Annotated in this window: 11 protein-coding genes; 7 read left to right on the top strand and 4 right to left on the bottom strand. The window is 73.8% G+C overall.

Annotation, left to right across the window (positions count from 1 at the left end):
* Window positions 1–5 precede the first annotated feature (5 nt).
* Window positions 6–2,222 (top strand): catalase/peroxidase HPI, encoded by a 2,217-nt coding sequence (gene katG / locus ACIP4P_RS25610; RefSeq protein ID WP_350513949.1) that lies wholly within the window; start codon window positions 6–8, stop codon window positions 2,220–2,222.
* Between the two features lie 53 nt (window positions 2,223–2,275).
* Here the strand turns inward: katG and ACIP4P_RS25615 are convergent, their stop codons facing one another.
* From ACIP4P_RS25615 to ACIP4P_RS25625, 3 genes are all read right to left on the bottom strand, one after another.
* Window positions 2,276–3,007 (bottom strand): response regulator, encoded by a 732-nt coding sequence (locus ACIP4P_RS25615; RefSeq protein WP_400922125.1) that lies wholly within the window; start codon window positions 3,005–3,007, stop codon window positions 2,276–2,278.
* Window positions 3,007–4,299, bottom strand: coding sequence for a sensor histidine kinase (locus ACIP4P_RS25620; RefSeq protein WP_400922127.1), 1,293 nt, complete (start codon window positions 4,297–4,299; stop codon window positions 3,007–3,009). The genes ACIP4P_RS25615 and ACIP4P_RS25620 overlap by 1 nt, the downstream gene beginning before the upstream one ends.
* Window positions 4,300–4,416: 117 nt before the next feature.
* Window positions 4,417–4,932, bottom strand: coding sequence for a hypothetical protein (locus tag ACIP4P_RS25625; protein ID WP_400922130.1), 516 nt, complete (start codon window positions 4,930–4,932; stop codon window positions 4,417–4,419).
* 366 nt (window positions 4,933–5,298) lie between these two features.
* Between ACIP4P_RS25625 and ACIP4P_RS25630 the strand changes: the two genes are divergently transcribed.
* From ACIP4P_RS25630 to ACIP4P_RS25645, 4 genes are all read left to right on the top strand, one after another.
* Complete coding sequence (locus ACIP4P_RS25630; RefSeq protein WP_400922132.1) at window positions 5,299–5,478, top strand: hypothetical protein; 180 nt, start codon at window positions 5,299–5,301, stop codon at window positions 5,476–5,478.
* A 131-nt stretch (window positions 5,479–5,609) separates the two neighbouring features.
* Entirely contained in the window at window positions 5,610–8,882 is a 3,273-nt protein-coding gene (locus tag ACIP4P_RS25635) for a type 2 lanthipeptide synthetase LanM family protein (protein ID WP_400922134.1), read from the top strand.
* 125 nt (window positions 8,883–9,007) lie between these two features.
* Entirely contained in the window at window positions 9,008–9,499 is a 492-nt protein-coding gene (locus ACIP4P_RS25640; protein WP_400922136.1) for a hypothetical protein, read from the top strand.
* A gap of 54 nt (window positions 9,500–9,553) precedes the next feature.
* On the top strand, window positions 9,554–10,009 hold the full coding sequence (locus tag ACIP4P_RS25645) for a DUF5990 family protein (protein WP_400922138.1): 456 nt from the start codon (window positions 9,554–9,556) through the stop codon (window positions 10,007–10,009).
* 93 nt (window positions 10,010–10,102) lie between these two features.
* Here ACIP4P_RS25645 and ACIP4P_RS25650 read toward each other — a convergent pair whose 3' ends face one another.
* The gene (locus ACIP4P_RS25650; RefSeq protein WP_400922141.1) at window positions 10,103–12,367 is read right to left on the bottom strand and encodes a collagenase; all 2,265 of its coding nucleotides are present in this window, start codon (window positions 12,365–12,367) and stop codon (window positions 10,103–10,105) included.
* Window positions 12,368–12,625: 258 nt separating this feature from the next.
* Here ACIP4P_RS25650 and ACIP4P_RS25655 point away from each other — a divergent pair, with 258 nt between their 5' ends.
* The gene (locus tag ACIP4P_RS25655) at window positions 12,626–13,228 is read left to right on the top strand and encodes a superoxide dismutase (protein WP_350513940.1); all 603 of its coding nucleotides are present in this window, start codon (window positions 12,626–12,628) and stop codon (window positions 13,226–13,228) included.
* A 268-nt stretch (window positions 13,229–13,496) separates the two neighbouring features.
* The gene (locus tag ACIP4P_RS25660; RefSeq protein WP_350513939.1) at window positions 13,497–14,540 is read left to right on the top strand and encodes a glycosyltransferase; all 1,044 of its coding nucleotides are present in this window, start codon (window positions 13,497–13,499) and stop codon (window positions 14,538–14,540) included.
* Window positions 14,541–14,559: the final 19 nt, after the last annotated feature.

A 14,559-nucleotide genomic window follows, 5' to 3' on the forward strand; every position in this document is an offset into this window, starting at 1 on the left:
TTCCCATGTCTGAGATCCACGATGCAACCGGCGTAGAGGCGAGCGCGGGCGGCTGCCCGGTCAACCACGGGCGCGCGCTTCACCCCACCCAGGGCGGCGGGAACCGCCAGTGGTGGCCGGAGCGGCTGAACCTGAAGATCCTCGCCAAGAACCCCGCCGTGGCCAACCCGCTCGGCGCGGACTTCGACTACGCCGCGGCCTTCGACGCCCTCGACCTCGCGGCCGTGAAGCGGGACATCCAGGAGGTGCTCACCACCTCGCAGCCCTGGTGGCCGGCCGACTTCGGCTACTACGGCCCGTTCATGATCCGGATGGCCTGGCACAGCGCCGGCACCTACCGGATCAGTGACGGCCGCGGCGGCGCCGGCGGCGGCCAGCAGCGCTTCGCCCCGCTGAACAGCTGGCCGGACAACGCCAGCCTGGACAAGGCCCGCCGCCTGCTCTGGCCGGTCAAGAAGAAGTACGGCCGCAGCCTGTCCTGGGCCGACCTGATCGTGCTGACCGGCAACGTCGCCCTGGAGGGCATGGGCTTCGAGACCTTCGGCTTCGGCGGCGGCCGGGTCGACGAGTGGGAGCCGGACGAGGACGTCTACTGGGGCCCGGAGACCACCTGGCTCGGCGACGAGCGCTACACCGGCGACCGCGAGCTGGAGAGCCCGCTGGCCGCCGTGCAGATGGGCCTGATCTACGTCAACCCGGAGGGCCCCAACGGCAACCCGGACCCGATCGCCGCCGCCCGCGACATCCGCGAGACCTTCTACCGGATGGCGATGAACGACGAGGAGACCGTCGCGCTGATCGCCGGCGGCCACACCTTCGGCAAGACCCACGGCGCCGGCCCGGCGGACAACGTCGGCCCGGACCCGGAGGACGCGCCGATGGAGCAGCAGGGCCTCGGTTGGAAGAGCGCCTACGGCACCGGTGTCGGCGGTGACGCGATCACCAGCGGCCTGGAGGGCATCTGGACCGCCACCCCGATCACCTGGGACAACAGCTTCTTCGAGACGCTGTTCGGCTACGAGTGGGAGCTCACGAAGTCCCCGGCCGGCGCCCACCAGTGGAAGCCGAAGGACGGCGCCGGCGAGGGCACCGTGCCGGACGCCCACGACCCGGCCAAGCGGCACACCCCGATCATGCTCACCACCGACCTGTCGCTGCGCTTCGACCCGGTGTACGAGCCGATCTCCCGCCGCTTCCTGGAGAACCCGGCGGAGTTCGCGGACGCCTTCGCCCGTGCCTGGTACAAGCTCACCCACCGTGACATGGGCCCGGTGGTGCGCTACCGCGGCCCGGAGGTCCCGAGCGAGCACCTGCTCTGGCAGGACCCGCTGCCGGCCGTCTCGTACCAGCCGGTCGGGGTCGCGGACGTCGCGGACCTCAAGCGGCGGATCGCCGCGACCGGGCTGTCGGTCTCCGAGCTGGTCTCCGCGGCCTGGGCCGCGGCCTCCTCCTTCCGCGGCAGCGACAAGCGCGGCGGTGCCAACGGCGGCCGGATCCGGCTGCAGCCGCAGGCCGGCTGGGAGGTCAACGAGCCGGACCGGCTGGCCGGGGTGCTGCGGGCGCTGGAGGGCGTGCAGCGGGAGTTCAACGCGCAGGCCGGTGACAAGCAGGTCTCGCTGGCGGACCTGGTGGTGCTGGCCGGCGGCGTCGGCGTCGAGCAGGCGGCCAAGGCGGCCGGGCTGGCCGTCGAGGTGCCGTTCGCGCCCGGCCGGGTGGACGCGCCGCAGGAGCTGACCGACACCGAGTCCTTCGCCGCGCTGGAGCCCAAGGCGGACGGCTTCCGCAACTGGGTCGGCAAGGGCAACCGGCTGCCGGCCGAGTTCCTGCTGCTCGACAAGGCGAACCTGCTGGGCCTCAGCGCGCCCGAACTGACCGTGCTGGTCGGTGGGTTGCGTGTGCTGGGTGCCAACCACCAGCAGTCCGCGCACGGTGTGCTGACCGAGACCCCGGGCGTGCTGACGAACGACTTCTTCGTCAACCTGCTGGACCTGGGCACCAGTTGGACGTCCACCTCGGAGGACGCCCACACCTTCGAGGGCCGGGACGCGGCCGGCAAGGTCAGGTGGACCGGCACCCGGGCCGACCTGGTCTTCGGCTCGAACTCCGAACTGCGCGCCGTCGCCGAGGTGTACGCGGCCGACGACGCCAAGGAGAAGTTCGTCGAGGACTTCGTCGCGGCCTGGGTCAAGGTCATGAACGCGGACCGCTTCGACCTGGTGTAGCACTGCGGTGGCCGGGAGCCCGGGGGCCTTTGCCCCCGGGCTCCCGTCGTGTGTCAGCGCGGACCGGGTGCGGGCGAGGGCGCAGGTGCGGGTGCAGGTACGGGTGCGCCCACGCTGACCAGTCCGGTCTCGTACGCCGCGACCACCACCTGGGCCCGGTCCCGCAGCCCCAACTTGCCCAGGATCCGGGCCACATGGGTCTTCACCGTCGCCTCGGAGAGCTGCAGCCGGGCGGCCAGCTCGGCGTTGCTGAGGCCGCGGGCGAGCAGCGTCGTCACCTCCAGCTCGCGCGGGGTGAGGGTGGCCAGTTCGCGGTGCGGGGCGGCCGCGGCCGGGACGGCCGGGCGGGCGAAGCGCTCGACCAGACGGCGGGTGATCGCCGGGGCGAGCAGCGCGTCACCGGTGCGGACCAGCCGGACGGCGGCGGCCAGGTGCTCCGGGGTGACGTCCTTGAGCAGGAAGCCGCTGGCCCCGGCGGCCATCGCCGCGTAGACGTAGTGGTCCAGGTCGAAGGTGGTCAGCATGATGATCCGGGGCGGCCGGGTCGACGGGTCCGCGAGGATCCGTCGGGTGGCCTCCAGTCCGTCCAGGCCGGGCATCCGGATGTCCATCAGCACCACGTCGGGCCTGGTCCGGCGGACGGCGGCGACGGCCTGCTCGCCGTCCTCGGCCTCGGCCACCACCTCGATCCCTTCGGACTCCAGGATCAGTCGGAAGCCGATCCGCACCAGCGCCTGGTCGTCGGCGACCACCACCCGGATCGGCGGCTCGTCGGCCACGGTCATCAACTCTCCCAACTCCCCGAACTCTCCCGACTCTCCAGCGGTATCGAGGCCGTGACGCGGTAGCCGCCGCCCGGCCGGGGGCCGGTCTGCAGGGTCCCGCCGTAGACGGCGAGACGTTCGCGCAGCCCGAGCAGGCCGCGCCCGTCGCCGGTGGCGACGGCGCCGGTGGCGACGGCGCCGGTGGGGCGGCCGCCGGTGTCGGTGACCTCCACCCGCAGGTGGTCGGGGGCGTAGTCGACCGTCACCGCGGCGTCGGCGCCGCCCGCGTGCTTGACGGTGTTGGTGAGCGCCTCCTGGACGACCCGGTAGGCGGCGAGCCCGACCCCGGGCGGGACGGGCCGGCGCTCCCCGCGCACGGTCAGCCGCACGCCCGGTCCGGCCCGCCGGACGCCCTCGACCAGGGCGTCCAGTCGGTCCAGGCCGGGCTGCGGGCTGAGGTCGGCGGCCGCCGCCGGATCCTCGCCCGGGCCCGCGTCGATGGTCAACAGGCCCATCACGTGCCGCAGTTCGGTCATCGCCGCGCGCCCGCCCGCCTCCACCGCGGCCATCGCCTCGCGGGCCCGGTCCGGGGCGGTGTCCAGGATCTTGCGGGCGGCCCCGGCCTGGATCGTCATCATGCTCACGTTGTGGGTCACCACGTCGTGCAACTCCCGTGCGATGCGCGCGCGTTCCAGTTCCACCGCGCGCTGGAGCGCGGCCGACCGCTCCCGCTCCAGCGCGGACACCCGGGCCCGCCCCTCCGCCACCCGGCCGCGCCACATCCGCAGTTCGTAGGCCACCGCGAACACCGGGACCAGGACCAGCACGGCGACCACCGACCGCTGGAGGTGCGGCAGATAGGCGTCGTCGAACACCACCACCAGGGTCACGGTGGCGGCCGCCAGGCTCGACAGCACGGCCACCGGGCGGCGCCCGTACGCGGCCGCGCCGTAGGCGGCGACGATCACCACCACGCCCGCCCAGTAGGCGAGGTCCCCGTGCTGGGTCCGGAGCAGCAGCGCGCCCGGCAGCACCGACCACAGCACCGCCAGCGGGTGGCGCCGGCGCAGCACCAGCGGCAGCGGGAAGGCCGGTGCCAGCCGTAACAGCGGGTTCCAGCCGACGCCGTCCAGGTTCGCCGCGACCTCGGCGTAGCGGGCGACGGTGACGCAGAGGAGCAGGGTCAGGGCCAGGTCGAAGGCCTGGCCGCGGCGGGTCGGCCGGGGCGGCGGCGCCGCGCCCGGGCCGCCGCCCAGCCGGGCCGCCGCGGTGCGCAGGCGTTGCGCCGCGGGGTGGTTGATCACGTCGATCACCGGGACATTGTGGCGGCCCGTCGCCGGCGGGGACAGCCCCGCGAACGGCGGCAGCCGGTACACCGGGCGACTACGTCGGAAGGATGACGCCCACGGCCGCCCGACGGCCCCCGAGCCTCAGGACTCCTCCCCGGTGCCGGTCCTGTCCTCCTCGGCCTTCTTCTCCGCCGCCCGGACCTGCTCGGTGAACGTCTGCTCGTCGATCCGCTCGACCGACGCCCCGTACTGGGCGGCGAGCTCGTCGGCCGGCCCGGGCGAGGCCTCCCGCACCTCCAGGGCGAGCATCGCCCCGCCGTCCGGCACCCGCGGCGAGAGCACGATCAGCGCGGCACCGGCCTCGGTGGCGAGGTGCTCCTCGGCCGCGTTGCCCAGCGCCGCCCCCGCCGCGAACCCCAGCAGCACCCCGACCGGCCCGCCGAGCAGCCCCACCAGCCCGCCCAGCAGCCCCGAGCCGACGGTGGCCACGCCCGCACCCCGGGTGAAGGTGTCCTTGATCTCCAGCACGCCGTCGGCGCTGCGCTCCAGCGCCGCCGCCATCCGCAGCCCCGGCAGGTGCTGGGCGCCGTCGAGGGCGTAGCGCCAGGTGGTGGTGTCGGGGAAGGTCAGCAGGACCAGGTTGTGCTGCTCGCTCATCGCACTCCGATCGGGGCCGGGGTCGCTCGGGCCTCCATCCTGGCCCCCGGTGCGGGGCGCTGCCACAGGAGCTCCGGGCTCAAACCAACGGCCTGGGTCCACCCGGGCGCGACCGGTCGCTTTCGGCCAGGTGCGGGGCCGTTCCGGGCCGCCCGGGGTCGCACCGGGCTCCTCGGGCGGTCGGACGGCGGGAGCGGACCCGGTCCGGCCTGGTGGAACGGCGGCGCGGCGGCGCCGGGGCCCATTCTTCGACCATGGCCGAAATACGTACCGCCGATCCGCCCGCCCCTGGTGTGACGGGTGGGGCGCTGTCAGGATCCCGGACCGGCACACCCGTGCCACACCCGAACGCTCGCAGGAGGCATCATGCAGCCCACAGCCGATCAGGTTCGCGCGCTCAAGGACGAGGACTTCCGGATCACCCTCGGCCAGGGCCACTCGGTCCACCCGGCCGGCGAGCTGGTGGACGAGCTCTACGTGACCGCCGCGGTGCAGAACAGCACCTGTGACGGCTGGTCCAGCTGCGGCCGCGTCTGCAGCTACTGAGACCGGGGTCCGGCGCCGATCCCGGGCCCGGTCGTACGACCGCCCGGGGTCCGCGCCGGACCTGGCCGACCAGCAATCAGCAAGTAGCACGTAGCACGTAGCGCGAGCAAGCAGAGAGGCGGCACCGCCCCGTGGTCGACGCGTCCGAACCCCTGGCGTCCGAACTCCTGCGGGCGGCCGCCCGAGCCGTTCCGCTGAACGCCCGCGGCCGGGCGCCGGAGCGGTCCGCCCCGCGGCCCGCCGGGTCCGCCGCCGACGGGTCCGCCGCCGACGCCGGGTCCGTCAGCGACACCGACCGCGCCGACCGCGCCGCCCGGAAGCTGGAGCGCTGGCAGGCCCAGGCGCCCTTCGACCGGGCCGGCTGGTTCGGGCACCGCCTCGCCGCCGACGGCCTCGACCCCGAGGCCCTGGGCGCCCTCCTCGCCGAGCACCCGGACGCGCTCGCCGACCGCCTCGGGGCCCAGCCCTGGGCCGAGCGGCTCGCCGCCGCCTTCGACCGGGCGGCCGAGCTGGACGTCCCCGAGAAGCACGAGTTCGCCCGGCTGGCCGCCCCGCTGCTCGCCGACGCCCGCGACCGCCTCCGGGCCGGACTGGCCGCCCTGGACGTTCCCGCGCCCGGCACTCCCGAGGAGCTGGCCGCGCTGGCCCTCCCCGCGCTGACCGGCACCGTCCACGGGATGGTGACCAGGACCGTCATCACCGAACTCCACGTCGCCCGCCTCACCGGCGAGTCGGTCGGCGACACCCCCGAACTCCGCTACCGGGACCTCGTCGACCGGCTGGCCCGCCCCGAGCGGGCGCTGCGCCTGCTCGCCGAGTACCCGGTCCTGGCCTTCCGCCTCACCACCCTCGCCGAGCAGTGGACGGACACCACCCTCACCCTGTTCCGCCGCCTCGCCGCCGACCTGCCCGCGCTCGCCCGCACCTTCGCCGACGGCCGCCCGCTCGGCCGGCTCACCGAACTCGCCACCGGCCTCGGCGACCCGCACCGCGGCGGAGCCACGGTCAGCTCGCTGCGCTTCGAGCACGGCGTCCGGCTCGTCTACAAGCCGCGGCCGCTCGGCGCCGAGACCCACTTCCAACAGCTGCTCCACTGGCTCAACCCGCAGCTGCGGCTGCCGCTGCGCGACGTGGCCCACCTGCCCGGTGACGGCTACGGCTGGGTCGCCCACCTGAGCGCAGAACCGGCCCGGGACGAAGCCGAGTTGAGTGCCTTCTACCACCGCGCCGGCACGCTCTGCGCGCTGATGTACGCGCTCGACGCCGTCGACTGCCACGCCCAGAACCTGCTCGCCGTCCGGGACCAGCCCGTCCTGATCGACCTGGAGGCGATCCTCCACCCCGATCTGCGCGAGCCCGCCAAGGACCTCTCCGAGTCCGAGCGGCTCGCCCGCCACCAGGCCCGGCACTCGGTGCTGCGTTCCGGCCTGCTGCCCGAGCGGATGTGGGACGAGGGCAACGGTGGCGCCGACATCTCCGCCCTCGGCTGGGACCCGGGCAGCCTCCCGCCCCGCCCGCTGCCCGTCCTGGTCGGCCAGGGCACGGACGAACTCCGGCTGGAGTACCGGCGGTTGCCCGTCGAGGCCCCCGGCAGCCGACCCGTTCCGGCCGGCCGGTCGCTGCGACTCGCCGACCACCTGGCCGAGTTGGAGGCCGGCTTCACCGAGGCCTACCGGCTGCTCGCCGCCGACAGGCCGCAACTCCGCTCGCTGCTCGGCGCCTTCGCGGCCGACGAGACCCGCCTGCTGCGCCGCGACACCTTCGAGTACCGCAGCCTGCTCAACACCGCCTGCCACCCCGACGTGCTGCGCGACGCCCTCGACCAGGACCGCCACCTCGACCGGCTCTGGGCACTCGTCGGCTGGGAGGAGCAGGCCCTCGCCTTCGTCGCGCACGAGCGCGCCGACCTGTGGCGCGGCGACGTGCCCGTCTTCACCATCCGGCCCGACGGCGTCGACGCCCGCTCCTCCACCGGCGCCCTGGTCCCGGGCGTCACCGACCGGCCGGCCCTCGACCTGGCACTCGCCAAGGCGGACGGCCTCGGCGAGGACGACCTCGCCTGCCAACTCCAGTTGCTCAGGCTCTCGGTGATGACGGCCGACGGCGCGTACGAGCCGCGCGGAACCGCCACCGCCACCGCCACCGCCATCGCCCGGAGCCACCCGCCGAGGGAACGGTCGGCACCGACCGCGCCCGGTCCGGACCTGGCGGCCCGCGCCCTCGCCGAGGCCGTGGACGCCGGCGAACAGCTGCTCCGCGAGGCCTACCGGGGCGGCGCCGACCTCGCCTGGGCCGGCCCCAACTGGACCCCGCCCGGCCGCTGGGCCCCCGCCGAGCTGGGCCCCGACCTCTACAGCGGCACCGCGGGCATCGCCCTCTTCCTCCACCAGCTCGCCCTGGTGACCGGCGACCGGGACCACCGCGAGGCCGCCCGGGCAGCTGAATTGACGCTGCGTCAGCAGATTCGTCGCCGCGCCGACCGGCTCGGCGGCGGCCTGGCCGGCACCGGCGGCGTGCTCCATGCGCTCGCCCAGCTCACCGCCGACCACCCGGACCCCGAACTGGACGCGCTGGGCTCCCTGGTCCTCGACCGCATCGCCGCCACCGCCGGGGAGGACACCCAGTACGACGTCCTCGCCGGGAACGCCGGGACCATCGGCGGTCTGCTCGCCTGGGAGGCCGTCCGCCCCGGGCCCGCCGTCACCGACGCGCTGGCGCTCTGCGTCGAACGCCTCGTCCGGGCCGCCGCCCCGCACCCCGAGGGCGGTACCGGCTGGCTGCCCGCGGCCCTGGCGGAGAGCGTGGACCGCCCGCTCGCGGGCTTCGCCCACGGCGGCTCCGGCATCGCCTGGGCGCTGGCCCGGGCCGGCCACCGGCTCGGCGACCCGCGCGCGGCCCGACTCGCCCTCGCCGCCGTGGAGTACGAGCACACCCTGTTCGACGCCACCGCCGCCAACTGGCGCGACGTCCGCGAGGACGGCGGCCCCGACGGTCCGGGCTTCCCCGCCCTCTGGTGTCACGGCGCGGCCGGCATCGCACTGGCCCGCACCGCGCTCGCCGACCTGCTGCCCGAACGGCGGGACGCCCTCCTGGCCGAGCGCGACACCGCGCTCGGCACCGTCCTGCGGGCGGGCTTCGGCCACAACTCCTCGCTCTGCCACGGCGACCTCGGCAACCTGGAGGCCCTCCACCTGGCCGACGGAGCCTGGCGGGCCGCCACCGAACGGCAGGCCCACGCCGTCCTGGACGACCTGGAGTCCCGGGGGCGGCGGTGCGGTCTGCCGCACGGGGTGCACAGCCCCTCCCTGCTGGTCGGCCTCGCCGGCATCGGCCACGGCCTGCTCCGGCTCGCCGCCCCCGCCACCGTCCCGTCCGTCCTCACCATGGCCCCGCCGTCGGCCTGATCCGGTGGCGGAGCCGCGAAACCGCGAAACCGCGAAACCGCGGAGCCACAGAGCCGCAGATCCGCAGCGCAAAGGAACGGCGAAAACGGGGTGAGCCGTCCGGCCCGATGGACGACGATGGCCTGATGGGGAGCAACGGGGAGCCCGCCGAGGGCGGGGACGCGGGGGACCGGCTGCTGCGGCGGCTGGTCGGGGAAGTGTGGGTCAACGTCTACCGGTTCGGCGGGATGGGCGTGGTCGACTTCGGGGAGACGGTCGAGTGGCCGCTCGGGGAGTCGGGGGAGGTGTCGACGGGCACCCGCTTCGCGGTGCACGCCCGGTGCCCGTTCCGGATCGTCCAGTGCGGGGAGGTCTACCTCGGCTCGGACGACCTGGTGCCCGTCGGGGAGGGTGAGGGCCTCGCCTACGACATCGGCGCCGACGCGTTGCGGGAGTTCCTGAAGCGGCGGGAGCCACGGGTGCTGGCGGTCGAACGGGCGCCGGAGGGCGACCTGCGGATCACGCTGGAGCACGAGCTCCGGATCGACGTGCTGCCGACGAGCTCGAAGGTCGAGGAGTCCTGGCGGTGCCTCGAACGGGCCGGTGACCACGTGGTGTTCCCGCCGCCGGGCGACTGACCGGCCGGGCGTGGCCGGTGCCCGGTGCGGGCCGGGGTGGGGGACGATGGCGGCATGGAGCTGAGGATCGAGGCCATCGACCTGCCCGGCCGCGCGTGCGGCGCCGGGCCGGGCTTCCCGGGCTACCGGGACATCCACGTCGCCGTCCAACGCCGAGGCCGCCCGGCCGAGTTGCTGGACCCGCAGCCCGGCGACGCACCACGGGCGCGGTGGTCACTGGAGTGCGCGGTGAAGCGGCTGCCGGACGGCGGGGCGGACGTCACCGGGCGGTACGTCCAGGGCGGGCCGGGCGGGCGGTTCGTCTACCTGAACTGGGTGACGCCGGAGGGCGAGGCCTGGCGGCTGTTCCGCCGGGCGAAGCTGCTGCTGGCCGCAGTGGACCGGGGCGTCCTGGAGCAGGCGGTCGACTCCGGCCTGCTGGTCGCCCGCCTCGGCCTCACCGACGCCAAGGGTCACCCGCTGTGCGCCGCCGTCCGCCCGCCGCTGGTCACCTGGACGGCGACGGCCTGAGCGCCCACGACCGCCCCATCGGACGGAGGCCGGGACGCGCGGGGAGGGCCCCGCGCGGACGCGGGACCCTCCGGTGCGGAGCGGTGGTGGCGATCAGTTGTACGTGGTGGTGACGGTCACGCCGTCGAACCCCTGCTGGGCGTACAGGCTGAAGTAGACCCAGCCGGCCGGCGGGTCGGCGATGGTCAGGCTCTCGCCGTTGCCGGAACCGGCGGACTTCGCCTGGTACGACGAACTCGTGGCCCAGGACGGCCCGTTGTAGTACAGGTCGGCGTTGCCGGTGCCGCCGGCGGTGGTGATGGTCAGCTGCTTCACCCCGGCGGGCAGGTAGAGGAAGCTGTACCCGTAGTTGCCGGTGGTGGCGGCGACGCCGTCGCGGCGGCAGTTCTTGTCGTACTGCCGGGTGTCGGCGGCGGCGCACAGCGGGGCCTGATCGGTGGGCAGGGAGCCGCAGTTGTCGGCGGCGCAGGCCTTGAGCCAGGTCGCGAAGTCGGCGTCGTAGCGGGTGCCGATGGTGGTCTTGAGCAGGGTGCGGGCCCCGTTCCAGTCGCCGACGCGGTACTTGGCGAGCAGGGCGTCGACGTCCTGCGGGTGCGACTGGAGCATGTAACGCACCGCCAGGTAGCCCCAGTTGTAGACCCGGGTGGAGTCGGCGTTGTCGTAGGTGGAGTCGAAGAGGGTGCTCAGCGGGTAGGTGCCCAGGCCGGCCTGGGTGACGGCGTCGTCGTAGTGGACGCCCCGGTAGCCGTAGGAGACGTACTCGGCCAGGCCCTCGACCCACCAGATGGTCGGGGTGGTCATGCCCGCATCGAAGTCGCCGTACATGTCGTAGCGGCCGTCGAGGTAGTGGGTGTACTCGTGGTTGAGGTTCCAGATCTGGAAGCTCGGGCGCAGCCAGTCCGCCTGGTGGGCGATGAAGCGGGCCTGGTTGCCGGGCTCGGCCGGCTTGCCCTCCTCGTACATGCCGCCGTTGTCGACGGCGATGCCGTACATCTCCCAGGCGTAGAGGCTGTAGTTGTAGTAGTCGTCGAAGACGACGACCTCCAGGGAGGTGTTGCGGTCGTCGGCGACCGGGCCGTTGTCCTTGACCACCCGGTGGAAGAACGCGTCCTGGTTGACCAGGCTGGTGCAGGTGTCGGCGTTCTGCTGGGCGGTCATGCTCTGCGAGCGGATGCGCAGGTTGGGGTTGCAGGTGTGGTCGCTCCTGAGCACCAGTGGGACGAGCTTGGCGGGCACGTCGCAGGTGCCGTAGTAGGAGCAGTTGCCCGGGTCCTTCTTCTCCGCGAACCAGAGCAGGTTCATGGTGAGCGGACCGGTGTTGCCGACCAGCGGGTAGCGGTTGACCAGGTCCTTGACGATCGGTCGGCCCTGGGCCCGGAGCGCGTCGACGGCGACCAGGTTGCCGATCTGGATCCCGACGGTGGTCACCGGGTCGGAGCCGGTGAGCCGGTCGGCGTTGCGGGTGACGAAGGAGGCCAGGGAGGTGGCGAAGGACGGGTCGGCCTGCAGGGCGGCGGTGAACTCGGGGAGCTCGAAGCCGCGTTCGATGACGGTGGCGGTGTTGCCGACGGCGGCGGCCATCGAGCCGGTCCACCCACCGGTGTAACCGTCGAGCAGGCGCTTGACCACGCCGGTGTAGCGGGCGTTCTCCCGGGCGCTGTCGATCAGCGTGACGGCCTCGGCCAGGGTGGCGCCGTTGGCCTCGCTGACGTCCTTGCTGTGCGGGGCGGCGAAGAAGGCGTCCAGCGCGCCGCGGATCGACGTCCGCAGGGCGGCGCCGTACGGCCCGGTGGCGTCGGGGTGGTACCACTGCACGTAGTAGCCGGCGCGCAGGAACAGCACCAACTGCCCGGCGGAGGTGGAGTTGTCGCCGGGGTAGGCGGCGGCGCTGTCGCGCAGGGCGTCGGCGACGGTCACCATCTGGGCCTCGTTGAAGGCGGCCTTGGCGTTGTCGCCGGTGAGCGTGAACAGGGTGTTGACGCAGTCGAGTCCGGCCGATCTGACCTGCTGGACCAGCGCCGCGCCGGTCTTGCCGGTGAACGCGGCGGTGTCGCAGGCGGCCAGTTGGCGGGCGGTGCGGGCGGCGGCGGGGGTGTCGACGGTGCCGCCGGCCGTCGGGGCGGTGGGCCGGCCCTGGGTCTGTGAGGCGAGCGGGCGGGGATCCTCGGGGGTGTCGGGGGACTTGGGCACCGGGAGGGCGTGCGGCGGTGCCGCCGTCCGGGCCTTCGGGGCGGCGGGCGTCGACGGCGACTCGGCCGCGTGCGCCTGCGGGGCGAACAGCCCGAGCGCGAGGAGGAAGGCGACGCCGAGCGCAGGGACTCTGCGCGCGTGCGCCTTCGCTATCCGGAAGGGACGCATGGGAGTGGGGCCTCCGGGACCGTGAGGGGGCCGTGCGGTTGGGGCGCACGGACGGAACCTGATGTGTGACATGTAAAATGGCACACTCATTCAGGTAAAGGGAAGACCCCGGCGAGGACTTCCGCGTCCGCTCCGCCGCCGCGCGACGAGCAGTCAGGCCGGGAATAAGCAGGAGCCCATGCTTCGTTCCTGCAACCCATACGCAATAGTGTTGTCCCGGCACGATCATCACCATCGTCGAAAGGGCCGTGTCCCACCATGGGCGCCTACTCGCTTCCCGACCTGCCGTACGACTACTCCGCGCTTGAGCGGGCGATGTCCGCCGAGATCCTGGAGCTGCACCACTCCAAGCACCACGCCGCCTACGTCAAGGGCGCGAACGACACCCTGGAGCAGCTCGCCGAGGCGCGCGACAAGGAGCAGTTCGGCGGTCTGGTCGGCCTGCAGAAGACCTTCGCGTTCCACCTGTCCGGCCACGTGCTGCACTCGCTGTTCTGGCAGAACCTCTCCCCGGAGGGCGGCGACCGCCCCGAGGGCGAGCTGGCCGACGCCATCACCGAGCACTTCGGCAGCTTCGAGGCCTTCAAGAAGCAGCTCACCAACGCCACCACCGGCGTCCAGGGCTCCGGCTGGGGCATCCTCTCCTGGGAGCCGCTCGGCAAGCGCCTGATCGTCGAGCAGGTCTACGACCACCACGGCAACGTCGGCCAGGGCACCACCCCGCTGCTCGCCTTCGACGCCTGGGAGCACGCGTACTACCTGCAGTACCGCAACGTCCGCCCGGACTACGTCACCCGTCTGTGGGACGTCGTCAACTGGCAGGACGTCTCCTCCCGCTTCGCCGACGCGAAGAGCGTCTGAGCCCCGGGTGAGCAGGAGGGCCCCGGACCGGTCGGGCGGTCCGGGGCCCTCCCCCGTCCTCACCTGCACCTCCCACCGGGCCCGCCCGCCAAGGCCGTTGACCCCGGGCACGGCGGCCACACCGGCCACACCGAACGGAAGACTCACCGCTACCCGTTGTTCGCCCGCGACCGGCGCGCGATCGCTACGCTCAGAGCACCGCCGGTCACCGGCGGTCGGCGGCCTCCCGGCCGACCGGCCCGTCCGCTCCTGAGCGAAAGGCCGTCCGATGGCCCCGCGTCTGTCCGTCGTCGTCCCGATCTACAACGTCGAGCGCTACCTCGGGGAGTGCCTGGACTCGATCGCGGCGCAGACCTTCACGGACTTCGAGTGCGTCATGGTCGACGACGGCTCCACCGACGACGGCCCGGTCATCGCCAAGTCCTACGCCGAGGCCGACCCCCGCTTCCGGCTGGTCCAGCAGGAGAACCAGGGCCTCGGCGCCGCCCGCAACACCGGCTGGCGCCACCTCGCCGCCGGCACCGAGTACCTGACCTTCGTCGACAGCGACGACACCCTGCCCCCGCACGCCTACCAGCTGATGATCAGCACGCTGGACGGGACCGGCTCCGACTTCGTCACCGGCAACGCGATGCGCCTGCGCACCACCGGCCTCACCCCCTCGCACGCCCACCGGCGCGCCTTCCGCGAGACCCGGCTGCGCACCCACGTCAGCGAGACCCCCGCCCTGGTCACCGACCGCACCGCCTGGAACAAGGTCTACCGGCGCTCCTTCTTCGACACCGCGGGCATCCTCTACCCGGAGGGCATCCTCTACGAGGACGCCCCGGTCAGCGTCCCCCACCACTTCCTCGCCACGCACGTCGACGTCCTCGCCGAGCCGATCTACCACTGGCGGGTCCGCGAGGACGGCGCCCTCTCCATCACCCAGAAGAAGACCGACCCGCGCGGCGTGATCGACCGGGTCCGCTCGATGGAACTCGTCCGCGAGTGGCTGCTCGCCCGCCCGGAACCGCTGTTCACCGAGCAGCACCTGCGCGCCTACGACCGGAACTGCCTGACCGAGGAGATCCCGATGTTCTTCTGGTCCGTTCCGGACGGCGACCGCAACTACTGGGAGGTCTACCAGCGGCACGTCAGCCGCCTGCTGCACGCCATCGGTCCCGACCGCATCGCCGGCCTCAATGCCCAGCTCCGGGTCAAGTACCGGCTCACCCTGACCGACGCGATGAACCGCTTCATCGCCGTCCAGCGCCTCCATCGGGCCGTCCGGCGCACCCGCCAGGCGGCGCAGGCGGTCCGCCGGGGCTGATCCCGGCGGCCCCGCCGCT

The sequence above is a fragment of the Kitasatospora sp. NPDC089509 genome, from assembly GCF_044749365.1.
In the GTDB taxonomy this organism is placed as follows: domain Bacteria; phylum Actinomycetota; class Actinomycetes; order Streptomycetales; family Streptomycetaceae; genus Kitasatospora.